Annotated in this window: 25 protein-coding genes; 4 read left to right on the plus strand and 21 right to left on the minus strand. The window is 60.3% G+C overall.

Annotation, left to right across the window (positions count from 1 at the left end; all coding sequences use genetic code 11):
* Positions 1–60: 60 nt before the first annotated feature.
* The 21 genes from glmS to rpmH form a co-directional block, all read right to left on the minus strand.
* The gene (gene glmS, locus MnOB_RS26330) at positions 61–1,896 is read right to left on the minus strand and encodes a glutamine--fructose-6-phosphate transaminase (isomerizing) (RefSeq protein WP_077527485.1); all 1,836 of its coding nucleotides are present in this window, start codon (positions 1,894–1,896) and stop codon (positions 61–63) included.
* A gap of 16 nt (positions 1,897–1,912) precedes the next feature.
* The gene (locus MnOB_RS26335) at positions 1,913–2,683 is read right to left on the minus strand and encodes a DeoR/GlpR family DNA-binding transcription regulator (RefSeq protein ID WP_107504136.1); all 771 of its coding nucleotides are present in this window, start codon (positions 2,681–2,683) and stop codon (positions 1,913–1,915) included.
* Positions 2,684–2,825: 142 nt separating this feature from the next.
* Entirely contained in the window at positions 2,826–4,190 is a 1,365-nt protein-coding gene (glmU, locus tag MnOB_RS26340; protein ID WP_077527487.1) for a bifunctional UDP-N-acetylglucosamine diphosphorylase/glucosamine-1-phosphate N-acetyltransferase GlmU, read from the minus strand.
* Between the two features lie 138 nt (positions 4,191–4,328).
* Positions 4,329–4,754 (minus strand): F0F1 ATP synthase subunit epsilon, encoded by a 426-nt coding sequence (locus MnOB_RS26345; protein ID WP_077527488.1) that lies wholly within the window; start codon positions 4,752–4,754, stop codon positions 4,329–4,331.
* Between the two features lie 43 nt (positions 4,755–4,797).
* Entirely contained in the window at positions 4,798–6,174 is a 1,377-nt protein-coding gene (atpD, locus tag MnOB_RS26350) for a F0F1 ATP synthase subunit beta (protein WP_077527489.1), read from the minus strand.
* Positions 6,175–6,204: 30 nt separating this feature from the next.
* The gene (gene atpG, locus MnOB_RS26355) at positions 6,205–7,065 is read right to left on the minus strand and encodes a F0F1 ATP synthase subunit gamma (protein WP_077527490.1); all 861 of its coding nucleotides are present in this window, start codon (positions 7,063–7,065) and stop codon (positions 6,205–6,207) included.
* 52 nt (positions 7,066–7,117) lie between these two features.
* Positions 7,118–8,662, minus strand: a complete 1,545-nt coding sequence (gene atpA, locus MnOB_RS26360) for a F0F1 ATP synthase subunit alpha (RefSeq protein ID WP_077527491.1) — start codon at positions 8,660–8,662, stop codon at positions 7,118–7,120.
* Between the two features lie 21 nt (positions 8,663–8,683).
* Positions 8,684–9,220 carry a F0F1 ATP synthase subunit delta gene (locus MnOB_RS26365; RefSeq protein ID WP_077527492.1) on the minus strand — a complete coding sequence of 179 codons (537 nt, stop codon included), beginning with the start codon at positions 9,218–9,220 and terminating at the stop codon, positions 8,684–8,686.
* Positions 9,221–9,232: 12 nt separating this feature from the next.
* Positions 9,233–9,703, minus strand: coding sequence for a F0F1 ATP synthase subunit B (locus tag MnOB_RS26370; RefSeq protein ID WP_077527493.1), 471 nt, complete (start codon positions 9,701–9,703; stop codon positions 9,233–9,235).
* A 49-nt stretch (positions 9,704–9,752) separates the two neighbouring features.
* Complete coding sequence (gene atpE / locus MnOB_RS26375) at positions 9,753–10,010, minus strand: F0F1 ATP synthase subunit C (protein WP_003457994.1); 258 nt, start codon at positions 10,008–10,010, stop codon at positions 9,753–9,755.
* 188 nt (positions 10,011–10,198) lie between these two features.
* Positions 10,199–11,068: a F0F1 ATP synthase subunit A gene (atpB, locus tag MnOB_RS26380; protein ID WP_077527494.1), complete on the minus strand. Its 870-nt coding sequence runs from the start codon at positions 11,066–11,068 to the stop codon at positions 10,199–10,201.
* A gap of 16 nt (positions 11,069–11,084) precedes the next feature.
* Positions 11,085–11,492, minus strand: a complete 408-nt coding sequence (locus MnOB_RS26385; protein ID WP_077527495.1) for a F0F1 ATP synthase subunit I — start codon at positions 11,490–11,492, stop codon at positions 11,085–11,087.
* 147 nt (positions 11,493–11,639) lie between these two features.
* A complete protein-coding gene (locus MnOB_RS26390) occupies positions 11,640–12,512 on the minus strand; it encodes a ParB/RepB/Spo0J family partition protein (RefSeq protein ID WP_077527496.1) in 873 nt (290 codons plus the stop codon).
* A 9-nt stretch (positions 12,513–12,521) separates the two neighbouring features.
* Positions 12,522–13,310 (minus strand): ParA family protein, encoded by a 789-nt coding sequence (locus tag MnOB_RS26395; RefSeq protein ID WP_077527497.1) that lies wholly within the window; start codon positions 13,308–13,310, stop codon positions 12,522–12,524.
* 14 nt (positions 13,311–13,324) lie between these two features.
* A complete protein-coding gene (gene rsmG / locus MnOB_RS26400; RefSeq protein WP_077527498.1) occupies positions 13,325–13,972 on the minus strand; it encodes a 16S rRNA (guanine(527)-N(7))-methyltransferase RsmG in 648 nt (215 codons plus the stop codon).
* Positions 13,972–15,864: a tRNA uridine-5-carboxymethylaminomethyl(34) synthesis enzyme MnmG gene (mnmG, locus tag MnOB_RS26405; RefSeq protein ID WP_077527499.1), complete on the minus strand. Its 1,893-nt coding sequence runs from the start codon at positions 15,862–15,864 to the stop codon at positions 13,972–13,974. Before mnmG ends, rsmG begins: the two co-directional genes overlap by 1 nt.
* A gap of 519 nt (positions 15,865–16,383) precedes the next feature.
* A complete protein-coding gene (gene mnmE, locus MnOB_RS26410) occupies positions 16,384–17,751 on the minus strand; it encodes a tRNA uridine-5-carboxymethylaminomethyl(34) synthesis GTPase MnmE (protein WP_077527500.1) in 1,368 nt (455 codons plus the stop codon).
* Between the two features lie 84 nt (positions 17,752–17,835).
* Positions 17,836–19,515, minus strand: a complete 1,680-nt coding sequence (gene yidC / locus MnOB_RS26415) for a membrane protein insertase YidC (protein WP_077527501.1) — start codon at positions 19,513–19,515, stop codon at positions 17,836–17,838.
* 2 nt (positions 19,516–19,517) lie between these two features.
* Positions 19,518–19,763: a membrane protein insertion efficiency factor YidD gene (gene yidD / locus MnOB_RS26420; protein ID WP_077527502.1), complete on the minus strand. Its 246-nt coding sequence runs from the start codon at positions 19,761–19,763 to the stop codon at positions 19,518–19,520.
* On the minus strand, positions 19,756–20,160 hold the full coding sequence (gene rnpA / locus MnOB_RS26425) for a ribonuclease P protein component (RefSeq protein WP_077527503.1): 405 nt from the start codon (positions 20,158–20,160) through the stop codon (positions 19,756–19,758). Before rnpA ends, yidD begins: the two co-directional genes overlap by 8 nt.
* A 13-nt stretch (positions 20,161–20,173) precedes the next feature.
* Complete coding sequence (rpmH, locus tag MnOB_RS26430; RefSeq protein ID WP_003290924.1) at positions 20,174–20,308, minus strand: 50S ribosomal protein L34; 135 nt, start codon at positions 20,306–20,308, stop codon at positions 20,174–20,176.
* Positions 20,309–20,833: 525 nt separating this feature from the next.
* On the opposite strand from rpmH, the gene dnaA reads away from it, so the two are divergent.
* Genes dnaA through gyrB form a run of 4 tightly spaced genes read left to right on the plus strand, consistent with a single transcriptional unit; the run spans position 20,834 to position 26,964 of the window.
* Positions 20,834–22,300, plus strand: coding sequence for a chromosomal replication initiator protein DnaA (gene dnaA / locus MnOB_RS26435; protein ID WP_077527504.1), 1,467 nt, complete (start codon positions 20,834–20,836; stop codon positions 22,298–22,300).
* A gap of 29 nt (positions 22,301–22,329) precedes the next feature.
* On the plus strand, positions 22,330–23,433 hold the full coding sequence (dnaN, locus tag MnOB_RS26440; RefSeq protein ID WP_077527505.1) for a DNA polymerase III subunit beta: 1,104 nt from the start codon (positions 22,330–22,332) through the stop codon (positions 23,431–23,433).
* A 7-nt stretch (positions 23,434–23,440) separates the two neighbouring features.
* Positions 23,441–24,547, plus strand: a complete 1,107-nt coding sequence (gene recF / locus MnOB_RS26445) for a DNA replication/repair protein RecF (protein ID WP_077527506.1) — start codon at positions 23,441–23,443, stop codon at positions 24,545–24,547.
* Positions 24,544–26,964, plus strand: a complete 2,421-nt coding sequence (gyrB, locus tag MnOB_RS26450) for a DNA topoisomerase (ATP-hydrolyzing) subunit B (protein ID WP_077527507.1) — start codon at positions 24,544–24,546, stop codon at positions 26,962–26,964. The genes recF and gyrB overlap by 4 nt, the downstream gene beginning before the upstream one ends.

A 26,964-nucleotide genomic window follows, 5' to 3' on the forward strand; every position in this document is an offset into this window, starting at 1 on the left:
GAGTTCAATGGCCAAAAAGAAACGGCGCCCTAGGGCGCCGTCGTGCTACCAGAGACTGTGTTATTCCACGGTCACGGATTTCGCCAGGTTGCGCGGCTGATCGACGTCGGTGCCCTTGAGCACGGCGACGTAGTAGGACAACAGCTGCAGCGGGATGGTGTAGAGGATCGGTGCCAGCACGTCATCGATGTGCGGCATGGCCACCATGTGAGTGCCCTCGCCATTCTCGATACCGGCTTCGCCATCAGCGAAGACGATCAGTTGGCCGCCACGGGCACGAACCTCCTGCAGGTTGGACTTCAGCTTCTCCACCAGCTCGTTGTTCGGCGCAACGGTGACCACCGGCATGTCGCTGTCCACCAGCGCCAGCGGGCCATGCTTGAGCTCCCCTGCCGGATAGGCTTCAGCGTGGATATAGGAGATTTCCTTGAGCTTCAGCGAGCCCTCCATCGCCACCGGGTACTGCGCACCACGGCCGAGGAACAGGGTGTGGTGCTTCTCGGCGAACAGCTCGGCCACTTTCTCGATGGTCTTGTCCATCGCCAAGGCTTCACCCAGGCGGGTCGGCAGGCGGCGAAGTTCGTCCACCAGATGGGCTTCGACGCCGGCTTCCAGGGTACCGCGTACCTGACCGAGAGACAGGGTCAGCAACAGCAGGCCCACCAGCTGGGTGGTGAAGGCCTTGGTGGAGGCGACACCGATTTCCGGACCGGCCTGGGTCAGCAGGGTGAGGTCGGATTCGCGCACCAGGGAGCTGGTGCCGACGTTGCAGATGGCCAGGCTGGTCAGGTAACCCAGTTCCTTGGCATTGCGCAGCGCGGCCAGGGTATCGGCGGTTTCACCGGACTGGGAAATGGTCACGAAGAGGGTGTCCGGCTGGACCACTACCTTCCGGTAGCGGAACTCGCTGGCCACTTCGATCTGGCAGGGAATACCGGCCAGGTCTTCCAGCCAGTAACGGGCTACCATGCCGGCATGGTAGCTGGTGCCGCAGGCGACGATCTGCACATTGCGCACCTTGGCGAACAGCTCGGCGGCACGCGGGCCGAAGGCGTTGACCAGGACATGGTCCGCCCCGAGGCGGCCTTCCATGGTGCGCTGCACGACCTTCGGCTGCTCATGGATTTCCTTGAGCATGAAGTGGCGGTACTCGCCCTTGTCGGCAGCTTCTGCGCCTTCGTGGTACTGCACAGGCTCACGCTGCACAGCACGACCCTGCTCGTCCCAGATCTGCACGCTGTCACGGCGGATCTCGGCGATGTCGCCTTCTTCCAGGTAGATGAAGCGGTCGGTGACCTGGCGCAGGGCCAATTGGTCGGAAGCCAGGAAGTTCTCGCCCAGACCCAGACCGATCACCAGCGGGCTGCCGCTGCGGGCGGCCAGGAGGCGATCGGGCTGGTTGGCACTGATGACCGCGAGGCCGTAGGCGCCATGCAACTCCGGCACCGCGGCCTTGAGCGCATCGGCGAGATCGGGGATGGTCTTCAGCTTGTGGTGCAGCAGGTGGACGATGACTTCGGTATCGGTATCCGAGGTGAAGACGTACCCCAGCCCCTTGAGCTGCTCTCGCAGGGTTTCGTAGTTCTCGATGATGCCGTTGTGGACGACCGCCAGTTGGTCACCGGAGAAGTGCGGGTGGGCGTTGCGCTCGCTGGGTGCACCGTGGGTGGCCCAGCGGGTGTGGGCGATACCCAGGCGACCGACCAGAGGCTGCTCCGCAAGGGCCAGTTCCAGTTCGGCCACCTTGCCGACACGGCGGCTGCGGTCCAGCTTGCCGTCGTTGGTGAAGACGGCCACACCGGCGCTGTCATAGCCACGGTATTCGAGGCGCTTCAGGCCCTCGACCAGGATTGGGGTGATATTACGCTCGGCGATGGCGCCAACGATGCCACACATGGCTGGTTCTCCTCTCTCAATCTATGCGCGCGCAGATCAGCTTGACCCCGCGCGCGGCTATCTGTTCGCGCGCTTCGGTAGAAAGGCGCTCGTCGGTGATCAGGGTGTGGATGCTGCTCCAGGGCAGCTCCAGGTTGGGAATGCGTCGGCCGACCTTGTCGGACTCGGCCATGACGATGACCTCGCGCGCCACTTCGGCCATGACCCGCGAGAGCCCCAGCAGTTCGTTGAAGGTGGACGTGCCGCGTTGCAGGTCGATACCGTCGGCGCCAATGAACAACTGGTCGAAGTCATAGGAGCGCAGGACCTGTTCGGCTACCTGGCCCTGGAAGGATTCGGAATGCGGGTCCCAGGTGCCGCCGGTCATCAGCAGCACGGGCTCGTGCTCCAGCTCGCGCAGGGCATTGGCGACATTCAGCGAATTGGTCATCACCACGAGGCCCGGCTTGTGCCCAAGCTCCGGAATCATGGCGGCGGTGGTGCTGCCGCTGTCGATGATGATGCGCGCGTGCTCGCGGATGCAGCCGACAGCTGCACGGGCGATGGCAAGCTTGTACGAGGAAACCGGCTGGTTGCCTTCGCCGATCAGCTCCTGCGGCATCGGCACAGCACCGCCGTAGCGACGCAACAGCAAGCCGTTCTTCTCCAGCGCGGTCAGGTCCTTGCGGATGGTCACTTCGGACGTGGCGAAAGCTTTGGCCAACTCGTCCACACTCACCTCACCCTGCTCGTCGAGCAGCGCAAGGATCGCGTGGCGGCGTTGGGGAGTATTGCGTTTCGTCATCAACGAAAGTTTCGTTTCGAAAGTTAGTGGCGCGAATCAAAACCTAACGAAGCTTTTGCGTCAACCCCAAAAACGACAAAAGGCGGCCTGGGCCGCCTTTTTTGTCTGGGTCATGAATTATCCACAACCCAGGTTTTCCACAGGCTTACTTCTTGATCTTCTCCGGACGTTTCCAATCTTCGATGTTGCGCTGCTTGGCGCGGCCAACAGCGAGCGCGGCAGCCGGCACGTCCTGGGTGATGGTCGAACCCGCACCGGTGGTGGCGCCGTCGCCCAGGTGGACCGGAGCCACCAGGGAACTGTTGGAGCCGATGAACACATCCTCGCCCATGACGGTGCGGAACTTGTTGGCGCCGTCGTAATTGCAGGTGATGGTGCCGGCACCGATGTTGGTGCGCGCGCCGATCTCGGCGTCGCCCAGGTAGGCCAGGTGGCCGGCCTTGGCGCCTTCGCCCATCACGGCGTTCTTCAGTTCGACGAAGTTACCCACATGGGCCTTGGCGCCCAGCACGGCACCGGGACGCAGCCGTGCGAAGGGACCACAATCGGCGCCCTCGCCCAGTTCGGCACCTTCCAGGTGGCTGTTGGCCTTGACCACTGCACCACGGCGCAAGGTGCTGTCCTTGATGACGCAGTTAGGGCCAATCTGCACCCCATCCTCGATCACCACACGGCCTTCGAGGATGACGTTCACGTCGATCAGCACATCGCGGCCAACGCTCACTTCGCCACGCAGGTCGAAGCGGGCGGGGTCCAGCAGGGTCACGCCTTGCGTCATCAGACGGCGGGCAGCGCGCTTCTGGAAGTGACGCTCGAGCTCGGAAAGCTGGATGCGGTCGTTGGCGCCCTGCACTTCCATCGCGTCATGGGGCTGCTCGGTGGCCACTACCAGGCCGTCTGCCACGGCCATGGCGATGACATCGGTGAGGTAGTACTCACCTTGGGCGTTGTTGTTGGACAGTCGGCCCAGCCAGTCAGCCAGGCGCTTCCCGGGCACTGCGAGAATGCCGGTGTTGCCTTCCTGGATTGCGCGCTGCTCGGGCGTCGCATCCTTGTGTTCGACGATGGCCTTCACCACACCTGCGGCATCGCGAACGATGCGGCCGTATCCGGTCGGGTCATCCAGTTTCACGGTGAGCAGGGCGAGCTGGTCATCCTTCACCTTTTCCAGCAGGCGCTGGAGGGTTTCCACTTCGATCAGCGGCACGTCGCCGTAAAGGATCAGCACGCGCTCGGCGGTCAGCTGCGGCAGGGCCTGTGCAACGGCGTGGCCGGTACCCAGTTGCTCGGCCTGGAGCACGAAATTCAGGTCATCGGAAGCCAGGCGCTCGCGTACGGTCTCGGCGCCATGGCCGATCACCACATGAATGCCCTTGGGCTCGAGATTGCGAGCAGTGTCGATTACGTGGCCGAGCATGGCCTTGCCGGCCACCGGATGCAGGACCTTGGGCAGGGCCGAACGCATGCGCGTGCCCTGGCCAGCGGCGAGGATGACGATATCGAGGGACATGGAGGGATTCACCGAATCAGGCTGGTAAGCGAAAACCGGAATACCGGAAAAGAAAAAGGGTAGCCAAGGCTACCCTTTAACTTGTCTGCAATGAAGCCTTGGGCCCAAGAGCTTATCCACAAGATCGTGAATGAGCTCTTAGCCGCCGAACTTCTTGCGGATCTGCTGGACGGTACGCAGCTGGGCCGCGGCCTCGGCCAGACGAGCAGAGGCGGCAGAGTAATCGAACTCTGCGCCCTTCTCGTGGAGGGCCTTCTCAGCAGCCTTGAGGGACTCCTGAGCAGCAGCTTCGTCCAGGTCGCCGGCGCGCATCACGGTGTCGGCCAGGACCTTCACCATGTTGGGCTGGACCTCGAGGAAACCACCGGAGATGTAGTACACCTCCTCCTCACCACCCTGCTTGACCAGGCGGATCGGACCCGGCTTGAGGTCGGTGATCAGCGGGGCGTGACCCGGAGCGATACCCAGATCGCCCAGGTGGCCGTGCGCAATCACCATCTCCACCAGACCGGAGAAGATCTCCGCTTCGGCGCTGACGATATCGCAATGGACAGTAATAGCCATACGCTTGCCTCACGTAAGCGCCCGTTGCCGGGCGCTCAGGGGGTTACAGTTTCTTCGCTTTCTCGATGGCTTCTTCGATGCCGCCGACCATGTAGAACGCCTGCTCGGGCAGGTGGTCGTAGTCACCGTTGAGGATGCCTTTGAAGCCAGCGATGGTGTCCTTCAGCGACACGTACTTACCCGGAGAACCGGTGAAGACTTCGGCCACGAAGAACGGCTGGGACAGGAAGCGCTGGATCTTACGAGCACGGTTAACGAGCTGCTTGTCCGCTTCGGACAGTTCGTCCATACCGAGGATCGCGATGATGTCCTTCAGTTCCTTGTAACGCTGCAGAACGTACTGGACGCCGCGAGCGGTGTCGTAGTGGTCCTGACCAATTACCAGCGGGTCCAGCTGGCGAGAGGTCGAGTCCAGCGGGTCAACGGCCGGGTAGATACCCAGGGACGCGATGTCACGGGACAGTACGACGGTGGCGTCCAGGTGGGCGAAGGTGGTCGCCGGGGACGGGTCGGTCAGGTCATCCGCAGGAACGTATACGGCCTGGATGGAGGTAATGGAACCGGTCTTGGTGGAGGTGATGCGCTCTTGCAGAACGCCCATTTCCTCGGCCAGGGTCGGCTGGTAACCCACAGCGGACGGCATACGACCCAGCAGCGCGGATACTTCGGTACCGGCCAGGGTGTAACGGTAGATGTTGTCGACGAACAGCAGAACGTCGCGGCCTTCGTCACGGAACTTCTCGGCCATGGTCAGGCCGGTCAGTGCAACGCGCAGACGGTTGCCCGGCGGCTCGTTCATCTGGCCGTATACCAGGGCCACTTTGTCCAGAACGTTGGAATCCTTCATCTCGTGGTAGAAGTCGTTACCCTCACGAGTACGCTCACCCACGCCGGCGAACACAGAGTAACCGCTGTGCTCGATCGCGATGTTACGGATCAGTTCCATCATGTTTACGGTCTTGCCTACACCGGCGCCACCGAACAGGCCGACCTTACCGCCTTTGGCGAAGGGGCAGACCAGGTCGATTACCTTGATGCCGGTTTCCAGCAGCTCGTTGCCACCCGCTTGTTCAGCGTAGGACGGAGCGTCGCGGTGGATAACCCAGCGCTCTTCTTCGCCGATGGGACCGGCTTCGTCGATGGGGTTGCCCAGCACGTCCATGATTCGGCCCAGGGTGGCCGTGCCAACCGGGACGGAGATGGCTGCGCCGGTGTTGGATACGTCCAGGCCACGCTTGAGGCCTTCGGTCGAACCCATGGCGATGGAACGAACCACGCCGTCGCCCAGCTGCTGCTGAACTTCCAGGGTGGTTTCGACGCCGCTGACTTTCAGCGCGTCGTAGACGTTCGGCACCTGATCACGCGGGAATTCCACGTCGATAACGGCGCCGATGATTTGAACGATACGTCCGCTACTCATATCTGGTTCCTCTAAATATATGAACCGGTCTTAAACCGCGGCAGCGCCGCCGACGATTTCCGAAATCTCTTGAGTGATCGCTGCCTGACGCGCCTTGTTGTAGACCAGCTGAAGACTGCTGATCAGGTCACCGGCGTTGTCGGTGGCGTTCTTCATCGCGATCATCCGTGCCGCCTGCTCGCAGGCGTTGTTTTCAACCACGGACTGATACACCTGGGATTCTACGTAGCGCACCAGCAGACCCTCGAGGATCTCCTTGGCGTCGGGCTCGTAGAGGTAGTCCCAGTGGTGCTTCAACTCTTGATCGGCGTCGGCCACCAGCGGAACCAGTTGGTCCACGGTCGGCTTCTGCGTCATGGTGTTGACGAACTTGTTGGAAACCACGAACAGGCGATCGATACGGCCATCCAGGTATGCATCGAGCATGACCTTGACGCTGCCGATCAGGTCGTTGATCGAAGGCTCCTCGCCGATGTGGCTGATAGCTGCCACGACGTTGCCGCCGTAGTTGCGGAAGAAGGCCGCACCCTTGCTACCAATCACGCAGAGGTCGATCTCCACGCCTTGTTCACGGTAACCCGCCATGTCCTTGACCAGGCCCTTGAACAGGTTGATGTTCAAGCCGCCACACAGACCACGGTCGGTACTCACCACGACGTAACCGACGCGCTTTACTTCACGCTCGATCATGAAGGGATGACGGTATTCCGGGTTCGCGTTGGCCAAATGACCGATCACCTGGCGGATGCGCTCCGCGTAGGGGCGGCTGGCAGCCATACGCAGTTGAGCCCTGCGCATCTTGCTGACCGCCACCTTTTCCATGGCGCTGGTGATCTTCTGCGTGCTTTTGATGCTCGCAATCTTGCTGCGAATCTCTTTTGCGCCTGCCATGTAACACCTTTCGGGTTAGCAGGCGGGGGGCCTTACGACCCCCCGCTGCGGCTTACCAGGTTTGGGTGGCCTTGAACTTCTCGATACCAGCCTTGATGCCGGCGTCGATTTCGTCGTTGAAGTCACCCTTCTCGTTGATCTTCGCCAGTAGTGCGGCGTGATCACGGTTGAAGTAGGCGATCAAGGCTTGTTCGAAGGCGCCGATCTTGGTGAGCTCGACGTCCTGCAGGAAGCCACGCTCAGCGGCGTACAGGCTCAGCGACATGTCGGCGATGGACATGGGCGCGTACTGCTTCTGCTTCATCAGCTCGGTAACGCGCTGACCGTGTTCCAGCTGCTTACGGGTAGCCTCGTCCAGGTCGGAAGCAAACTGCGCGAACGCAGCCAGTTCACGGTACTGGGCCAGGGCGGTACGAATACCACCGGACAGCTTCTTGATGATCTTGGTCTGGGCCGCGCCACCAACACGGGATACCGAGATACCGGCGTTAACGGCCGGACGGATACCCGAGTTGAACAGGGCGGACTCCAGGAAGATCTGACCGTCGGTGATGGAGATCACGTTGGTCGGAACGAACGCAGAAACGTCACCAGCCTGGGTTTCGATGATTGGCAGGGCGGTCAGGGAACCGGTCTTGCCTTTCACAGCGCCGTTGGTGAACTTCTCTACATACTCTTCGGAAACGCGGGAAGCGCGCTCCAGCAGGCGGCTGTGGAGATAGAACACGTCGCCCGGGTAGGCTTCGCGGCCCGGCGGGCGGCGCAGCAGCAGGGAGATCTGGCGGTAGGCTACGGCCTGCTTGGACAGGTCGTCATAGATGATCAGGGCGTCTTCGCCGCGGTCGCGGAAGTACTCACCCATGGTGCAACCGGAGTACGGAGCGATGTACTGCAGCGCAGGCGATTCGGAAGCACTGGCGGCCACGATGATGGTGTTGGCCAGGGCGCCGTTTTCTTCCAGCTTGCGAACTACGTTGGCGATGGTCGATTGCTTCTGACCGATGGCTACGTAGACGCAGCGGATGCCGCTGTCTTTCTGGTTGATGATGGCGTCGACGGCCAGGGCAGTCTTACCAATCTGACGGTCACCAATGATCAGCTCGCGCTGGCCACGGCCGATCGGGATCATGGCGTCAACGGCCTTGTAACCAGTCTGTACCGGCTGGTCTACCGACTTACGCCAGATCACGCCCGGCGCTACTTTTTCCACCGCATCGGTGGCAGCAGCGTTGATCGGACCTTTGCCATCGATCGGGTTGCCCAGGGCGTCAACGACGCGACCCAGCAGTTCCGGACCAACCGGTACTTCCAGGATGCGGCCGGTGCACTTGGCGCTCATACCTTCGGCCAGGCCGACGTATTTGCCCAGGATTACGGCACCAACGGAGTCTTGCTCCAGGTTCAGCGCCATACCGTAGACGCCGCCCGGGAACTCGATCATTTCACCGTACATCACGTCGGCCAGGCCATAGATGCGCACGATGCCGTCGGAAACGGAAACGATGGTGCCCTCGTTACGGGCTTGGGAAGAGACGTCGAGTTTCTCGATACGTCCCTTGATGATTTCACTAATTTCGGAAGGATTGAGTTGCTGCATTGCTCTGCTGCCCCTTCAAACTCAAGATTTCAACGCTTCGGCCAGTTTCGCGAGTTTGCCGCGAACCGAGCCATCGATAACCAGGTCGCCGGCGCGGATGACTACACCACCAATGAGGCTGGAGTCTTCCACGGCGTGCAGACGCACTTCTCGGCTGAGCCGTGCGCTGAGAACCTTGGCGAGTTTGTCTTGCTGTTCATCGTTCAATGCGAAGGCACTGGTAACTTCTACGTCCACCGACTTTTCTTGCTCGGCCTTGTACAGCTCGAACTGTTCGGCGATTTCCGGCAGCAGCACGAGGCGGCCGTTCTCGGAAACAACGTGGATGAAGTTCTGTGCCAAAGCATCGAACTTGTCGCCAACCACCTCATTGAAGGTGTTGGCTTTCTCTGCGCTCGTCAGACGCGGGGCTTTGAGCACGCGCTGCATGGTGTCGTCTTGCGACACCGCAGCGGCCAGGCCTAGCATGGCCGACCAGGCGGCCAGCTGCTGATGGGCCTGGGCGTACTCGAAAGCAGCCTTGGCGTAAGGTCGGGCCAGCGTGGTCAGTTCTGCCATGATCGCCCTCGCTTAGATTTCGGCAGCCAGTTTGTTAACCAGCTCCGCGTGCGCGTTTTGATCGATAGTGGCACCCAGGATCTTCTCGGCACCATTGACGGCCAGGCTGCCCAGTTGGGCACGCAGGGCGTCTTTGACGCTGTTCAGTTCCTGTTCGATCTCAGCCTGAGCTTGCGCCTTCAGGCGCTCGCCTTCAGCACGTGCCTGATCGCGAGATTCGTCGACGATCTGGGTAGCGCGCTTTTTGGCTTGCTCGATGATTTCAGCTGCCTGAGCCTTGGCTTCGCGCAGTTGCTGACCCACTTTCTCATGGGCCAGCTCCAGGTCACGAGCCGCACGGTTGGCAGCGTCCAGACCATCAGCGATCTTCTTCTGACGTTCACGCAGAGCAGTGATGACCGGGGGCCACACGAACTTCATGCAGAACAGTACGAAGATGAAGAACGCAACGGACTGGCCGATCAGGGTTGCATTAATGTTCACGCCAACACCTCGCTCGTTCGTTGTCAGTCGAATCCTCGAAAATCGAGGATTACTGGGCTACCTGAGCAATGAACGGGTTAGCGAAGGTGAAGAACAGAGCGATACCAACGCCGATCATGGTTACGGCGTCGAGCAGACCGGCCACGATGAACATCTTGACTTGCAGCATCGGAACCATTTCCGGCTGACGAGCAGCGCCTTCCAGGAACTTGCCACCCAGCAGACCGAAGCCAATGGCGGTACCCAGGGCACCCAGACCAATCAGCAGAGCTACGGCGATCGCGGTCAGACCTACTACAGTTTCCATTTTTCCTCCCGACTTTATGTCGTGTTGGTTAAGGTTTAAGTGAAGCGGTAAAGCGAAATCGTTTTTTCCCACTGCCCTTGCGGGCTTTCCGGCTGAAACCGGAACCATCTCAAACAGTCAGCGCACCCTCTTGCCCTTCGGCCACCTGCTCCTTTGTGGGAGCGGGTCAGCGGATGCGCTGCGCGTTTTTAATGGTTGTCCTCATGCGCCATCGACAGGTAGACGATGGTCAGCATCATGAAGATGAAGGCCTGCAGGGTGATGATCAGGATGTGGAACACAGCCCACGCCCACTGCAGTGCGATACCCAGGCCGCTCAGCAGCAGGATGCCTGCGCCGAACATCACAGCGATCAGGATGAACACCAGCTCGCCGGCGTACATGTTGCCGAACAGACGCAGTGCCAGGGAGATCGGCTTGGCGATCAGGGTGACGAACTCGAGCAGGAAGTTGACCGGAATCAGCAGGATCTGAACGAAGATGTTCTTGCTGCTGAAGGGGTGCAGGGTCAGTTCGCCGAGGAAGCCGCCGATGCCCTTGACCTTGATGCTGTAGAAGATGATCAGGCCGAAGACCGAGAAGGCCATGCCGAGGGTGGCATTCGGGTCGGTGGTCGGAACGGCGCGGAAGAACAGGTGTTCATTACCGGTGATCGTGGCAGCCACCATCGGGATCCAGTCGACCGGGATCAGGTCGATGGCGTTCATCAGGAAGATCCAGACGAAGATGGTCAGGGCCAGCGGGGCGATCAGCGGATTGCGACCGTGGAAGGTGTCTTTGACGTTGCTGTCGACGAAGTCGACCATCACTTCGACCAGGTTTTGCAGGCCGCCGGGAATGCCGGATGTGGCTTTCTTGGCCGCCATGCGGAAGAGGAGTACGAACAGCAGACCGAGGCCGATGGACCAGCCCAGGGTGTCCACGTGGAAAGCCCAGAAGCCCATTTCCTTGGCTTGCTCGGCGGTGTGGGCAAAGCCCCAATCGCCATTGGGCAGACGACCGAAGGTCAGGTTCTGCAGGTGGTGCTGGATATAGCCCGAAGCGGTTTGCTCTGCCATGTTTGCCTCAAACGCCCTAAGGTTTCGAAAGTCTTGTTCTCATCAGCAGGGGCGCGAACCAGCTGACCGACTGGGTCAGCAGGAAGACGCCGAAAACTGCCGGCGCATCCAGGGGTTTCACACCTGCAAACGTCAGTGCAAACAGCACTGCCGTCAGAATCAACTTGCCCATCTCGCCCGCATAAAAAGAGCGGACTATCGCCTGGGCTGCACGGGCTCCGCTGTAACGGAACGCCTTGCGGGCGAAATACAGGTTCGGCACCCAGGCGATCAAGCCGCCGCACAAGCCAGAGTATCCAGCTACCGCGCCACGCCACTGCCAGAGAACGACAGCAGCTAGCAGCAGGACGACCAGTTGGACCAGCAGCACCGGAAAGACCGGTAAACGATGGAAGGGCAGGCGGTTTGGCGTGCGGATATCCATCGCAGCAGGTCCTCTGGAGTCGGCCGCTGGAATCAACGACTTGGCATACTTTGTGCCGACAAAATTGCGCGCAGAGTATAGGGGGGGAACCCCCCCCGTTCAACTGCCGGGTAGTGAAATCCGACCGCCGCTACAGCGCCAACTGTTTCAGCGGATGTGAGCCAGGACACCCTGCAATTCGTCGAGGGAGTTGTAGCGGATCACGAGCTGGCCTTTGCCTTTCTGACCGTGCTTGATCTGCACAGGAGCGCCCAACCGCTCAGCCAGGCGCTGTTCGAGCCGACTGATGTCCGGATCGGCCTTGACCACCTCGACAGCTTTTTCCTTGCTGTGCATCCACTGCCGAACCAGTGCCTCGGTTTGGCGCACGGTGAGACCTCGTGCGACAACATGTCGCGCCCCTTCCACCTGACGTTCCAGAGGTAGGCCGAGCAATGCGCGGGCATGACCCATTTCCAGATCGCCATGGGAAAGCAGGGTCTTGATCTCTTCCGGCAGGCCAATCAGGCGCAGCAGGTTGGTGATGGTCACGCGGGACTTGCCAACGGCTTCGGCGACCTGCTGCTGGGTGAGCTGGAACTCCTGCTGCAGGCGCTGAAGGGCAATGGCTTCCTCGATGGGATTGAGGTCTTCGCGCTGGATGTTCTCGATCAGCGCCATCGCGATGGCCGCTTCGTCCGGAACTTCGCGGACCATGGCCGGAATCCTGTCCAGTCCGGCCTGCTGGCTGGCGCGCCAGCGGCGCTCACCCGCAATGATCTCGTAGCGACCGGAACCGATCGGGCGCACCACGATGGGCTGCATAACGCCTTGAGCCCTGATCGACTGGGCCAGTTCTTCCAGCGCGGTGGGGTCCATGTCACGGCGAGGCTGGTACTTGCCACGCTGGATCAGGTCCTGGGGCAGGTGCTGCAGCTCGCGGGTATCGACCTGGACGGCTTCTTCTTCGAGTTTGGTGACGGTACTGCCGCCCAGCAGGGCGTCCAAGCCACGGCCCAGACCTCGTTTTTTCGCGGCCATGCGGATTCCTTATGCGGTAGCGGTTTTGGCTTTGGCACGCTGGCGGCGGACCAGTTCGCCAGCCAACGCGAGATAGGCGATGGCGCCACGGGATTGCTTGTCGTAGACCAGGGCCGGCATGCCGAAACTGGGCGCTTCTGCCAGACGCACGTTGCGTGGGATGACTGCGTCGTAGAGCTTGTCGCCGAAATGCGCCTTGAGTTGTGCCGAGACGTCGTTGGTCAGGCTGATGCGCGGGTCGTACATGGTGCGCAGCAGCCCCTCGATCTTCAGATTCGGATTCAGCAACTGGGCGATACGCTGGATGCTGTTCACCAGGTCCGACAAGCCTTCGAGTGCGTAGTACTCGCACTGCATGGGAATGATCACACCGTCGGAGGCGACAAGGGCGTTGATCGTCAGCATCGACAGCGAAGGTGGGCAGTCGATGAGGATGTAGTCGTAGTTCTCGCGAATCGGCGCCAGGGCTTCGCGCAGGCGATGCTCCTTGCTCGGCATGTCCAGCAGGGCCACTTCCGCCGCGGTCAGGTCGCGGTTGGCGGGCAGCAGCTGATACCCACCATGCTCGGAATACTGCATGGCGGTCGCCAGATCGCACTCGCCTGTCAGCACGTCATAGACGGAATGCTCCAGGGCGAGCTTGTCGATGCCGCTGCCCATGGTGGCGTTGCCCTGGGGATCGAGATCGATCAGCAGGACGCGCCGCTTGGTGGCGACCAGCGAGGCTGCGAGGTTGACACAGGTGGTGGTCTTGCCGACCCCGCCTTTCTGATTGGCGATTGCGAATACCTTGGCCATGGCCACCTTCCCCCTCATAGCGTGCGGCGCAGTATCAGCAGATGGCGCTGACCTTGGCAACCGGGAACATCCAGCTGATGCGCGGTCTCGACGTGGAAGTCGGCCGGCAGTGCCTGGAGCTCGTCATCCGGATGCAGTCCCTTCATGGCCAGCCAGCGAGTTTCGCCGTCGCCCAGGTGGCGGGTCCAGTTGCTGAAATCCTCCAGCGAGCTGAAGGCACGAGAAACGATACCGTCGAACGCTTGCTCCGGCGTGAATGCCTCGACCCGGCTGTGGACAACTTCGAGGTTGTCGAGTTTCAGCTCCAGCTTCACCTGGGTGAGGAAGCGAGTCTTCTTGCCATTGGAGTCGAGTAGCGTGAAGCGCCGCTCGGGGAACAGGATGGCCAGCGGGATGCCTGGCATGCCGCCGCCGCTGCCGACGTCGAGCCAGTTTTGTCCCAGCGCTGCTACGTGCGGCACCACGCTGAGGCTGTCGAGCAGGTGACGCGAAACCATTTCATCGGGATCGCGCACGGCGGTCAGGTTGTAGGCCTTGTTCCACTTGATCAGCAAAGCCAGGTAGGCAAGCAGCCTTTCGTGTTTTTCCGGGGACAGTTCGACAGCAAGTTGCTCGGCGCCATGGGACAGTTCGTCGGCATGGCGTTGGGTGACGAGGGACATCAGGCGCTTTGCTCCAACTGACGGCCAGCGCCGCGTTTCTTGAGGTGAATCAGCAACAGGGAAATGGCTGCCGGGGTGACGCCAGGTATACGACCTGCCTGGCCGAGGGTTTCCGGCCGGGAGTTACCGAGCTTGTGCTGGATCTCCTTGGACAGGCCGGAAATGCTCGCGTAGTCCAGATCCTCGGGCAGACGGATGTCCTCGCTTGCGCGCAAGCGGGCGATTTCGTCCTGCTGGCGATCGATGTACCCGGCGTACTTGGTCTTGATTTCAACCTGCTCGGCCACCTGCGGGTCCTCGGCGCCACCGCCAGTGATTTCCACCAGACCGACGTAATCGATCTCCGGACGGCTCAGCAGGTTGAGCAGGTTGTATTCATGAGCCAGGGGTGTGCCGAAGCGCTGGGCGATGGCATCACCTTCCGGTGTACCGGGGCGCACCCAGGTCGTCTTCAGACGCTGTTCTTCAAGGGCAATGCCTTCGCGCTTGGCTTCGAAGGCAGCCCAGCGCTTGTCGTCGATCAGTCCGAGCTCGCGGCCCTTTTCGGTCAGGCGCAGATCCGCGTTGTCTTCACGCAGGATCAGCCGGTACTCGGCGCGAGACGTGAACATGCGGTACGGCTCCTGGGTACCCAGGGTAATCAAGTCGTCCACCAGTACGCCGATGTAGGCCTCGTCACGGCGCGGGCACCAGGATTCCTTGCCCTGGGCGCGCAATGCGGCGTTGGCGCCTGCGAGCAAACCCTGGGCGCCGGCTTCCTCGTAGCCGGTGGTGCCGTTGATCTGGCCAGCGAAGAACAGGCCGGCGATGACCTTGGTTTCCAGGCTGTATTTCAGGTCACGGGGATCGAAGTAGTCGTATTCGATCGCATAGCCGGGACGCACGATGTGAGCGTTCTCCATGCCGCGGATGGAGCGCACGATCTCCAGTTGCACATCGAATGGCAGCGAAGTGGAGATGCCATTGGGATACAGCTCGTGGGTAGTCAGGCCTTCCGGCTCGAGGAATACCTGGTGGCTGTCCTTGTCCGCGAAGCGATGGATCTTGTCTTCGATGGACGGGCAGTAACGCGGGCCGATGCCTTCGATCACCCCTGAGTACATCGGCGAGCGATCGAGGTTGCTGGCGATGATCTCGTGGGTACGCGCGTTGGTGTGGGTAATCCAGCAGCTCACCTGGCGCGGATGCTGTTCCTTGGAGCCAAGGAAAGACATCACCGGGATCGGCGTGTCACCGGGCTGCTCGGTCATTACCGAGAAATCCACTGAGCGTCCGTCGATCCGTGGCGGGGTACCGGTCTTCAGTCGACCGACGCGTAACGGCAACTCACGAAGGCGCTTTGCCAGGGCAATTGACGGCGGATCACCGGCACGGCCGCCGGAGTAATTCTGCAGACCGATGTGGATAAGTCCGCCGAGGAAGGTTCCGGTGGTCAACACCACGGACTCTGCCATGAAGCGCAGACCCATTTGGGTCACAACACCTTTCACCTGATCGTTCTCGACGATCAGGTCATCGCAGGCCTGTTGGAATATCCACAGGTTCGGCTGGTTCTCGAGGATCTCGCGAATGGCCGCCTTGTAGAGCACACGATCCGCCTGGGCACGGGTAGCGCGTACCGCTGGGCCTTTACGGCTATTCAGGACTCGGAACTGGATGCCGCCCAGATCGGTGGCGGTTGCCATTGCGCCGCCCAGGGCATCGATCTCCTTGACCAGGTGGCTCTTGCCGATACCGCCGATGGCTGGGTTGCAGCTCATCTGCCCGAGGGTTTCGACATTGTGGGTAAGCAGAAGGGTCTTCACGCCCATGCGTGCGGCTGCCAGAGCGGCCTCCGTGCCGGCATGGCCGCCACCGATCACGATCACGTCAAAACGGGAAGGGAAATCCACCGCGCACCTCGTGCCTGTTCAAGGCTGGGAAATAGAGAAAGCCGCACAGTATAGGGGAATTTCCCCATTCGCTTGAAGCCGTCTGGCCAAAAAATAGCCAACGTGTCCGATCCGAGCTTTTCCCGGAAAGTTATCCATCTGTGGAAATATCCCTGTGGGTAAAAGAAAACTAAAGAGAAGAATTTTTTAAAAAGCTTGTTCTTATGTTTATTCCTTAGGGAAGGCCATTTCTGTGGATAAGCCCTTCTAAGCCTTCAGTGACGGTAGTTTCAGCGAATGATAAGCCTGTTACATTCCTGCCAGTAGCCGTTGTGTATGCCGTCAGAAAGCTGTGCACGTAATGATGGGTTATGCACAGGCGATTTATCCCTTGGGTTTTCACCAGGGTTATGGACTGGGTTATCGCTTACTTATCAACAGGGTTCAGGAAGGCGCTTTTTCGTGCAGACAGGCAGGGACGGACCACCCGGAGAGCGGGTAGTCACGTCGTCTGTGGATAAGAGGGGAAGGAGCTTCGGCTTATTTGCCGATGCAGAAACTGGAGAAGATGCGGCCGAGGAGGTCGTCAGAGCTGAATGCGCCGGTGATCTCTCCAAGAGCCTGTTGGGCCTGGCGCAGGTCTTCTGCCAGAAGTTCGCCGGCGCCCGCGAGGGTGAGCTGAGAGCGGCCGTGATCGAGGAATGAGCCTGCCTGACGAAGGGCTTCCAGATGGCGACGGCGAGCGCTGAAGCTGCTCTCTGAGGTCTGTTGATAACCCATGCAGTCCTTCAGGTGCTCACGCAGGAGCTCCAGCCCCTCACCGGATCTAGCGGAAAGGCTGATGGTGACATGGCGATCTTCGCTGACTTCCAGGCCGATTGATTCACCGCTCAGGTCTGCCTTGTTGCGAATCAAGGTGACTTTGTCGGGGGCCGGCGCCTGATCCAGGAATTCAGGCCACAGGGCAAAGGGATCCGCAGCCTCTGGGGCTGTAGCGTCGATCACCAGCAGTACGCGATCCGCTTCGCCAATGGCCTTGAGCGCACGTTCCACGCCGATCTTTTCCACATGGTCGTCCGTGTCGCGCAGTCCGGCGGTATCCACAACGTGCAGAGGCATCCCGTCGATGTGGATATGTTCGCGCAGTACATCGCGGGTGGTGCCGGCGATGTCGGTGACGATGGCCGCCTCGCGTCCTGCCAGGGCGTTCAGCAGACTCGACTTGCCGGCATTCGGACGACCGGCAATCACCACTGTCATGCCGTCACGCAACAGCGCCCCTTGGCCAGCTTCACTAATGACTGTGGATAAGTTATCGCGCACACCATCCAGAAGCCCCAGAACATGGCCATCGGCAAGGAAGTCGATCTCCTCCTCCGGGAAGTCGATCGCGGCTTCCACATAGATGCGCAGTTCGATCAGCTTCTCCGTAAGGGAATGCACCCGCCGGGAGAATTCTCCCTGCAGGGAGCGCAGCGCATTGCGCGCGGCTTGTTCGGAGCTGGCTTCGATCAGGTCGGCGATCGCTTCAGCCTGGGCGAGGTCGAGCTTGTCATTGAGGAACGCACGCTCGCTGAACTCGCCCGGGCGAGCCTGACGAGCCCCCAGCTCCATGCAGCGACGCAGCAGCAGGTCCATTACCACCGGGCCGCCGTGCCCTTGCAGTTCAAAGACGTCTTCACCGGTAAAGGAGTTGGGGCCGGGGAAGTAAAGGGCGATGCCCTCATCGAGGGTTTGACCGGAGGCGTCGAGGAACGGGCCGTAGTGGGCGAAGCGAGGCTTGGGTGCCCGACCACTGATGGCCTCGGCTATTCGAGCGGCGTGTGGCCCGGAAACGCGGACGATGCCGACGCCACCGCGTCCCTGGGCGGTGGCGACGGCGGCGATGGTGTCACGGACAGGATTCATCTGTAGGTACCCAAGGATCTGCGGATGGCGGATAGCAAGACGCCCCCAGAGGGGGCGTCTTGTTCAAGCTGACTGGCGTCGCTGTCAGGCTGCTGCCTTCTTGCTGGCCGCCTCGATCTGCCGGGTAATGTACCACTGCTGCGCGATCGACAGGATGTTGTTGACCACCCAGTAAACCACCAGGCCGGCCGGGAACCAGAGGAAGAAGAAGGTGAAGATGATCGGCATCAGCTTCAGCACCTTGGCCTGCATGGGATCCGGCGGCGTCGGGTTCAGTTGCTGCTGGATGAACATGGTGGCGCCCATGATGATCGGCAGGATGAAGAACGGATCCTTGATCGACAGGTCGGTGATCCAGAACATCCACGGGGCCTGGCGCATTTCCACGCTTTCCAGGAGTACCCAGTAGAGGGCCAGGAAGACCGGCATCTGCACGAGGATCGGCAGGCAGCCGCCCAGCGGATTGATCTTCTCCTTCTTGTACAGCTCCATCATCGCCTGGGACATCTTCTGGCGATCGTCACCGTGCTGTTCCTTCAGTGCCTGCAGCTTCGGCGACACGGCACGCATGCGCGCCATGGACTTGTAGCTGGCCGCCGAGAGCGGGAAGAACGCGGCCTTGATCAAGATGGTCAGGACGATGATCGACCAGCCCCAGTTGCCCAGCAGGCTGTGGATATGTTGCAGCAGCCAGAAAATCGGCTGGGCGATGAACCACAGGAAGCCGTAGTCGACGGTCAGTTCCAGGCCCGGAGAAAGCGCCTTCAGGTGGCTCTGGGTCTTGGGACCGGCATACAGGGTGGCGGAAGTTTCGGCCGAGGCACCCGCTGGAACGTTCAGCGCGGAACCCACGAAACCAACGATGTAATTACCCTTGGAATCCTTGCGGGTCTGAACGGCGCTGTTCTGATCCTTGTCCGCGACCCAGGCGGTCACGAAGTAGTGCTGCAGCCAGGCAACCCAGCCGCCCTGCACGTTTTCCTTGAAGGGCTGCTTGTCCATGTCCTTCATGGAAATCTTTTTGTACGGCTCATCCGGAGTCCAGACCGCCGCGCCCAGGTAGGTGGATACGCCGGTTGCGGTGGTGGTGGACGGGTCGGCGCTGGCGTCACGCTTCAGCTGGGCGTACATGCTGCCGGTCCAGGGCTGTGCGCTCTGGTTGTCGATCTTGTACGACACCTGCAGCTCGTACTTGCCACGGGTCAGGGTGAAGCGCTTGGTGTAGTTGACGCCGGCTTCGCTGAAGCTCAGGTCCACTACCAATTGCTCCTGGCCGTCGGCCAGCTTGTAGCTGCGTTGGCTTGCGCTGTACAGCGGACGGCCATTGGCGCGGGCATCGGGGCCGTTGGCGCCGACGAGGCCGCTCTGTGCCTGGTAGAGACGCTCGCCACCGTTGTCGAACAGTTGGAACGGAATGTCCGGATGGTCCTGGCGACGTGGGTATTTCGGCAGGGTCAGCTGGACGATGTCACCGCCGTTCGGGTCGATGGCCAGGTTGAGCACATCGGTTTCAACGCGGATCAGGTCGCTGCTGGGGGCAACCTGGGCGGCGGCTGGCTCGTTGCGCTCCGCGGTGGAGGCAGTCGGCACATCGTCGCTGGTCTTGGCGCTTGCGGTGTCGCCCGGCAGGGTCGCTTGTGCGGGGTTCACGCTGGTGCCCGCAGTCGGCAGGGCGGCCTGGCCGTAGTCCTGGTTCCACTGCAGAACCATCAGGTAGGACACGATTGCCAGGGCGACGATCAGGATCGAGCGTTGGATATCCATGATTACTCGGCCATCGAAGAGGATTGGGATGTGTTGACGGGTGGCACCGGGTCATATCCGCCCGGATTCCACGGGTGACAGCGGCCCAGCCGACGCAGGGTCAGCCAGCCGCCACGCAGGACGCCATGCTGTTCGATGGCCTCCTGCGCGTAGCAGGAACAGCTGGGATAGAAACGACAGTGACTGGCCATCAGCGGGCTGATGGCATAGCGGTAAAACTGGATCGGGACGAGGGCCAGTTTACGCATGGGGACTGTCGGACACCCCTGATCCGGTTGGTGGTTCAGGGCGAGTCCGGCTGCGCGCCAGGCGCTTCCAGAGTTTGCCGAACTGATGCTTTAGCTCGGGATTCTCCAGATCGCCAATGCCTTTGCGCGCCACGATCACGATGTCCCACCCGACCAGCAACTCGAGGTTGTGGCGGAAGGATTCGCGTATCTGGCGTTTCAGGCGATTGCGCTCAACGGAGAGCTTGACGCTCTTCTTGCCGATCACCAGACCCAGGCGGGGATGATCGAGACCGTTGTCACGCGCGAGAAGCAGGACGTTCTTGCCGGGAACCTTCCCGGTCGGTGAGTCAAAGACTGCCTTGAATTGTCGGGGAACCAGCAGACGCTTTTCCCGACCGAAGCCCTGACTCACCACCCGTTCCGGATAATCAGACGGTCAGGCGCTTGCGGCCCTTGGCGCGACGACGCGACAGGACTTGACGGCCGTTCTTGGTGGCCATGCGGGCACGGAAACCGTGGGTGCGAGCGCGCTTGATGGTGCTGGGTTGGAAAGTGCGTTTCATGATGCTTTACCTGGTGGTCACTACGGGCCGGAAGTGGCCCCCGTTTAAAGAGACCGGCGATTCTAGTGAAACGCGGCGTGCAGGTCAATTTCCAACCAGTACCGCCGAGCAAAAGAATATAGAAGGAAGGAAAATTTAAGAAAGCTTGGTTGTGTATATAGAAACTGGCGAGCGGCCTTCCTGTGGAAAACCTCACAGAAGGTGCATTCTGCCTGTTGATGAGCGGGCTAACAACCTTGTCGAAAAGACGTGTCTTGGCTGTGCGGTTGCCGTGCAGAAGCTGGGGGTGAAAGGGCCTTTTACCCACAGGCAGGTTGTGCAACGAGTTTTCCCCAGGGAGAACAGCCCGGTTAAACCATGGTTATCCACAAGATTCATGCCAATCACAGGCTTATTTCAGGTGGTGAATAAGATCTTGATTTTATTCAACCATTCGCCCTTTTTCGTGTGGATAACTTTCCGGGCGGCCGCTACAATGACGGCTGTTTTTTTGCGTCCGGCACCTTTCCGACTTGGGGGATATCCGTGTCAGTGGAACTTTGGCAGCAGTGCGTGGAGCTCCTGCGCGATGAGCTGCCTGCCCAGCAATTCAACACCTGGATCCGCCCATTGCAGGTTGAAGCCGATGGAGACGAACTGCGCGTGTATGCGCCGAACCGGTTCGTGCTCGATTGGGTCAATGAAAAGTACATGGGCCGGCTTCTCGAGTTGCTTGGCGAACGAGGCAACGGCCTGGCGCCTGCCCTTTCCTTATTAATAGGTAGCAAGCGCAGCCCGGCTCCGCGGAAGGCACCACCGCCTCCGCCGCCTGTCATGGCTCCGCCGCCAGCCCCTGCGCCTATCGCACCTCCGAAGATGCGCATCGAGACCGTGGAAGAGTCCCGCGACAATCTCGATCCGTTGGCATCGGTCACGCCCGCCCCGGCGATTCGTACCGAGCGCTCCGTGCAGGTCGAAGGCGCGTTGAAGCACACCAGCTATCTGAACCGCACCTTCACTTTCGAGAACTTCGTCGAGGGCAAGTCGAACCAGTTGGCGCGCGCCGCTGCTTGGCAAGTCGCCGACAATCCGAAGCACGGCTACAACCCGCTGTTCCTCTATGGCGGCGTTGGTCTCGGTAAAACTCACTTGATGCACGCTGTGGGTAACCACCTGCTGAAGAAGAATCCGAATGCCAAGGTGGTTTACCTGCATTCCGAGCGCTTCGTGGCGGATATGGTGAAGGCGTTGCAGCTGAATGCGATCAACGAGTTCAAGCGTTTCTACCGTTCGGTGGACGCATTGCTGATCGACGATATCCAGTTCTTCGCCCGCAAGGAGCGTTCGCAGGAGGAGTTTTTCCACACCTTCAACGCCTTGCTGGAGGGCGGGCAGCAGGTGATCCTCACCAGCGACCGGTATCCCAAGGAAATCGAAGGCCTGGAAGAACGCCTCAAGTCCCGCTTTGGTTGGGGCCTGACGGTGGCTGTCGAGCCGCCGGAGCTGGAAACTCGCGTGGCGATCCTGATGAAAAAGGCCGAGCAGGCCAAGGTCGATCTGCCGCACGATGCCGCGTTCTTCATTGCCCAGCGCATCCGTTCCAACGTGCGTGAGCTGGAAGGTGCGTTGAAGCGTGTGATCGCGCATGCCCACTTCATGGGACGTGACATCACCATCGAGCTGATCCGCGAGTCGCTCAAGGACCTCCTGGCGCTTCAGGACAAACTGGTCAGCATCGACAACATCCAGCGCACCGTAGTCGAGTACTACAAGATCAAGATGTCCGACATGCTCTCCAAGCGCCGTTCGCGTTCGGTGGCTCGTCCGCGTCAGGTCGCCATGGCGCTGTCCAAGGAATTGACCAATCACAGCCTGCCGGAAATCGGCGACGCATTCGGCGGAAGAGACCACACCACGGTGCTTCACGCCTGTCGTAAGATTGCGCAATTAAGGGAATCCGACGCGGATATCCGCGAGGATTACAAGAATCTGCTGCGTACATTGACCACCTGACCGCAGCCCAAGAGGCAAGGGACTAGACCATGCATTTCACAATTCAACGCGAAGCCCTGTTGAAACCCCTGCAACTGGTCGCCGGCGTCGTAGAGCGCCGCCAGACCTTGCCGGTCCTCTCCAACGTACTTCTGGTGGTCGAAGGCCAACAGCTGTCGTTGACCGGCACCGACCTCGAAGTCGAGCTGGTTGGGCGGGTTGCCCTGGAGGAGCCGGCGGAGCCAGGTGAAATCACCGTACCAGCGCGCAAGCTGATGGATATCTGCAAGAGTCTGCCGAGCGATGCGCTGATCGACATTCGCGTCGATGAGCAGAAGCTCCTGATCAAGGCGGGCCGCAGCCGATTCACGCTTTCCACCCTGCCTGCGAATGACTTCCCGACTGTGGAAGAAGGTCCCGGCTCGCTGAACTTCAGCCTGGTACAGAGCAAGTTGCGTCGTCTGATTGAGCGCACCAGCTTTGCGATGGCGCAGCAGGATGTACGTTACTACCTGAACGGCATGTTGCTGGAAGTAAATGCCGGTGTTCTGCGTGCTGTCGCGACTGACGGCCACCGTCTGGCGATGTGCGCCATGAATGCAGGGATCGAAGCTGCGGAACGCCATCAAGTAATCGTGCCGCGCAAAGGTATCCTGGAGCTGGCACGTCTGCTGACCGAACAGGACGGCGAGGTTCGGATCGTTCTCGGTCAACACCACATCCGCGCCACTACCGGCGAGTTCACCTTCACCTCGAAGCTGGTGGACGGCAAGTTCCCCGACTATGAGCGAGTGCTTCCCCGCGGTGGCGACAAGCTGGTCGTTGGTGATCGGCAAGCACTGCGCGAAGCGTTCAGCCGTACTGCGATCCTTTCCAACGAGAAGTATCGTGGCATCCGTCTCACCCTGGCTGCTGGTCTGCTGAAGATCCAGGCAAATAACCCGGAGCAGGAAGAGGCGGAGGAAGAAGTTGCCGTGGAATACGGCGGCAGCAACCTGGAGATCGGTTTCAACGTCAGCTACCTGCTGGACGTACTGGGCGTCATGTCTACCGAACAGGTTCGCCTGATCCTGTCCGATGCCAACAGCAGTGCACTGGTGCAGGAAGCCGACAACGACGATTCCTCTTACGTCGTAATGCCGATGCGTCTGTAACGACTCAATGTCCTTAAGCCGTATCTCGGTCACCGGTGTGCGCAATCTGCACCCGGTGACCCTCTCCCCCTCCCCCCGCATCAATATTCTTTACGGCGCCAACGGCAGCGGAAAAACCAGCCTGCTAGAAGCCATTTACCTCCTTGGCCTCGCGCGTTCATTTCGCAGTACCCGCCTCCAGCCCGTCATCCAGTATGAACAGCCAGCTTGCACCGTGTTTGGTCAGGTAAGTCTGGGCGAAGGTGCACAAGCCAATCTTGGTGTTTCTCGTGACCGTCAGGGCGAGTTCCAGATTCGTATCGACGGACAGAACGCGAAGAGCGCTGCCCAGCTTGCTGAAGCGTTGCCATTGCAACTGATCAACCCAGACAGTTTCCGCCTGCTTGAGGGGGCCCCCAAGATCCGCCGACAGTTTCTCGACTGGGGAGTGTTCCACGTGGAACCTCGGTTCATGGGAGCCTGGCAAAGGCTGCAGAAGGCCCTGCGGCAGCGGAACTCATGGCTCCGGCATGGTACACTTGACGCTGCTTCGCAGGCGGCTTGGGACCGTGAGTTGTGCCTGGCCAGTGATGAAATAGACCAGTATCGACGAGCCTACATTCAGGCGTTGAAGCCGGTCTTTGAACGGGTTCTTTCTGAGCTTGTGGAACTCGATAGTCTCACGCTCAGTTACTACCGCGGCTGGGACAAGGACCGAGAACTGTCCGAAGTGCTGAGCACTTCCCTCTTCCGTGACCAACAGATGGGGCACACCCAGGCAGGGCCTCAACGTGCCGACTTGCGATTGCGTTCAGGTGCACATAGTGCGGCGGACATTCTGTCGCGTGGTCAGCAGAAGCTGGTTGTTTGCGCACTGCGAATCGCGCAGGGCCATTTGGTCAACCAGGCGAAGCGTGGCCAGTGCATCTATCTAGTTGACGACTTACCGTCGGAGTTAGACGAACAGCATCGGCAATCACTGTGCCGATTGTTGGAAGATTTGGATTGCCAGGTGTTCATCACCTGCGTTGACCATGAATTTCTGAGGGACGGCTGGCGCACGGATACGCCGGTCGCCATGTTCCACGTGGAACATGGCTGTATCAGCCCTACGATCATCGGGAGTGAAGCATGAGCGAGAACAACACGTACGACTCTTCCAGCATCAAAGTGCTGAAGGGGCTGGATGCCGTACGCAAACGCCCCGGTATGTACATCGGCGACACCGATGATGGGACAGGTCTGCACCACATGGTGTTCGAAGTCGTCGACAACTCGATCGACGAAGCACTTGCCGGCTTCTGCTCGGAAATCAGCATTACCATCCACACCGATGAGTCCATCACCGTTCGCGACAACGGGCGTGGAATTCCCGTGGATATCCATAAGGAAGAAGGGGTTTCTGCCGCCGAGGTCATCATGACCGTGCTCCACGCCGGCGGTAAGTTCGACGACAACACCTACAAGGTCTCCGGCGGTCTGCACGGCGTGGGGGTATCCGTAGTAAACGCCCTCTCCGAAGAACTGCGGCTGACCATCCGCCGCGCTGGCCAGGTCTGGGAACAGATCTATCATCACGGTGTTCCGCAGTTTGCGCTGCGTCCCGTCGGTGAAACCGAGGGCACAGGCACCGAAGTGCACTTCAAGGCTTCCGCCGAGACCTTCACCAATATCCATTTCAGCTGGGACATCCTGGCCAAGCGAATCCGCGAACTGTCCTTCCTGAACTCCGGCGTCGCCATCGTGCTGCGCGACGAGCGCAGCGGCAAGGAAGAAATGTTCAAGTACGAAGGCGGCCTGAAAGCCTTCGTCGAATACCTGAACACCAACAAGACCGCCGTCAACGAAGTGTTCCACTTCAATGTCCAGCGCGAAGAAGATGGCGTTGGTGTAGAAGTTGCCCTTCAGTGGAACGACAGCTTCAACGAAAACATCCTCTGCTTCACCAACAACATTCCCCAGCGTGACGGTGGTACCCACCTGGCAGGCTTCCGCTCTGCCCTCACTCGCCATCTGAACAACTACATCGAGCAGGAAGGCCTGGCGAAGAAGTACAAGATCGCCACCACCGGTGACGATGCTCGTGAAGGCCTGACCGCCATTATCTCGGTCAAGGTGCCGGATCCCAAGTTCAGCTCCCAGACCAAGGACAAACTGGTCTCTTCCGAGGTGAAGACTGCGGTAGAGCAGGAAATGGGCAAATACTTTGCCGACTTCCTGCTGGAGAACCCGAACGAAGCCAAGGCCGTGGTCGGCAAGATGATCGACGCCGCGCGTGCCCGTGAAGCAGCCCGCAAGGCCCGTGAGATGACCCGCCGCAAGGGCGCCCTGGACATCGCGGGTCTGCCAGGAAAACTGGCGGACTGCCAGGAGAAGGACCCTGCCCTTTCCGAACTCTACATCGTGGAGGGTGACTCCGCGGGCGGCTCGGCAAAGCAGGGGCGTAACCGCAAGACCCAAGCGATCCTGCCGCTCAAGGGCAAGATCCTCAACGTCGAAAAAGCTCGTTTCGACAAGATGCTGTCCTCGCAGGAAGTTGGCACCCTGATCACCGCATTGGGATGCGGGATCGGTCGCGAGGAATACAACATCGACAAGCTGCGTTACCACAACATCATCATCATGACCGACGCCGACGTCGACGGTTCGCACATCCGTACCCTGCTGCTGACCTTCTTCTTCCGGCAAATGCCTGAACTGGTCGAGCGCGGCTACATCTACATTGCCCAACCGCCGCTGTACAAGGTCAAGAAAGGCAAGCAGGAGCAGTACATCAAGGATGACGAGGCCATGGACGAGTACATGACCCAGTCGGCTCTGGAAGATGCCAGCCTGCACGTCAACGAGAATGCACCGGGCCTTTCTGGTGAGGCACTTGAGCGACTGGTGAACGAGTACCGCGGCGTGATGCGTATCCTGAAGCGTTTGTCGCGCCTGTACCCGCAGGAACTGACCGAGCACATGATCTATCTGCCTCGCGTCAGCGTTGAGCAGCTCTCTGACCAGGCAGTGATGCAGGCTTGGCTGGAGGCATTCCAGGCGCGTCTGAAGGCTGCCGAGAAGTCCGGCCTGACCTATACCGCCAGCCTGCGCGAAGATCGTGAACGCCACCTGTGGCTGCCGGAGGTGGAACAGACTGCCCATGGTCTCTCCCACTACATCACCTTCAACCGTGACTTCTTCGCGAGCAACGACTACCGCCAGGTGACCGATCTGGGCAACCAGCTCAATAACCTGCTGGAAGACGGCGCCTACGTTCAGCGCGGCGAGCGCAAGAAACCGGTTGCCGGCTTCAAGGACGCCCTTTCCTGGCTGATGACCGAAAGCACCAAGCGTCACACAATCCAGCGCTATAAGGGACTGGGTGAGATGAATCCGGAGCAGCTGTGGGAAACCACAATGGACCCGAACGTCCGTCGTATGCTCAAGGTCACCATCGAAGACGCGATTGCCGCGGACCAGATCTTCAACACCTTGATGGGCGATGCAGTGGAACCGCGTCGCGACTTCATCGAGAGCAACGCCCTGGCGGTGTCCAACCTCGACGTCTGA

Origin of the sequence: Metapseudomonas resinovorans (assembly GCF_002003485.1) — a bacterium.
GTDB classification, from domain to species: domain Bacteria; phylum Pseudomonadota; class Gammaproteobacteria; order Pseudomonadales; family Pseudomonadaceae; genus Metapseudomonas; species Metapseudomonas resinovorans_D.

Coding starts and splice junctions, on each gene's coding strand:
- glmS (WP_077527485.1), bottom strand. CDS start 1,896: ATGTGTGGCATCGTTGGCGCCATCGCCGAGCGTAATATCACCCCAATC.
- glmU (WP_077527487.1), bottom strand. CDS start 4,190: ATGTCCCTCGATATCGTCATCCTCGCCGCTGGCCAGGGCACGCGCATG.
- MnOB_RS26345 (WP_077527488.1), bottom strand. CDS start 4,754: ATGGCTATTACTGTCCATTGCGATATCGTCAGCGCCGAAGCGGAGATC.
- atpD (WP_077527489.1), bottom strand. CDS start 6,174: ATGAGTAGCGGACGTATCGTTCAAATCATCGGCGCCGTTATCGACGTG.
- atpG (WP_077527490.1), bottom strand. CDS start 7,065: ATGGCAGGCGCAAAAGAGATTCGCAGCAAGATTGCGAGCATCAAAAGC.
- atpA (WP_077527491.1), bottom strand. CDS start 8,662: ATGCAGCAACTCAATCCTTCCGAAATTAGTGAAATCATCAAGGGACGT.
- MnOB_RS26365 (WP_077527492.1), bottom strand. CDS start 9,220: ATGGCAGAACTGACCACGCTGGCCCGACCTTACGCCAAGGCTGCTTTC.
- atpE (WP_003457994.1), bottom strand. CDS start 10,010: ATGGAAACTGTAGTAGGTCTGACCGCGATCGCCGTAGCTCTGCTGATT.
- atpB (WP_077527494.1), bottom strand. CDS start 11,068: ATGGCAGAGCAAACCGCTTCGGGCTATATCCAGCACCACCTGCAGAAC.
- MnOB_RS26385 (WP_077527495.1), bottom strand. CDS start 11,492: ATGGATATCCGCACGCCAAACCGCCTGCCCTTCCATCGTTTACCGGTC.
- MnOB_RS26390 (WP_077527496.1), bottom strand. CDS start 12,512: ATGGCCGCGAAAAAACGAGGTCTGGGCCGTGGCTTGGACGCCCTGCTG.
- MnOB_RS26395 (WP_077527497.1), bottom strand. CDS start 13,310: ATGGCCAAGGTATTCGCAATCGCCAATCAGAAAGGCGGGGTCGGCAAG.
- rsmG (WP_077527498.1), bottom strand. CDS start 13,972: ATGTCCCTCGTCACCCAACGCCATGCCGACGAACTGTCCCATGGCGCC.
- mnmE (WP_077527500.1), bottom strand. CDS start 17,751: ATGAATCCTGTCCGTGACACCATCGCCGCCGTCGCCACCGCCCAGGGA.
- yidC (WP_077527501.1), bottom strand. CDS start 19,515: ATGGATATCCAACGCTCGATCCTGATCGTCGCCCTGGCAATCGTGTCC.
- yidD (WP_077527502.1), bottom strand. CDS start 19,763: ATGCGTAAACTGGCCCTCGTCCCGATCCAGTTTTACCGCTATGCCATC.
- rpmH (WP_003290924.1), bottom strand. CDS start 20,308: ATGAAACGCACTTTCCAACCCAGCACCATCAAGCGCGCTCGCACCCAC.
- dnaN (WP_077527505.1), top strand. CDS start 22,330: ATGCATTTCACAATTCAACGCGAAGCCCTGTTGAAACCCCTGCAACTG.
- recF (WP_077527506.1), top strand. CDS start 23,441: ATGTCCTTAAGCCGTATCTCGGTCACCGGTGTGCGCAATCTGCACCCG.
- gyrB (WP_077527507.1), top strand. CDS start 24,544: ATGAGCGAGAACAACACGTACGACTCTTCCAGCATCAAAGTGCTGAAG.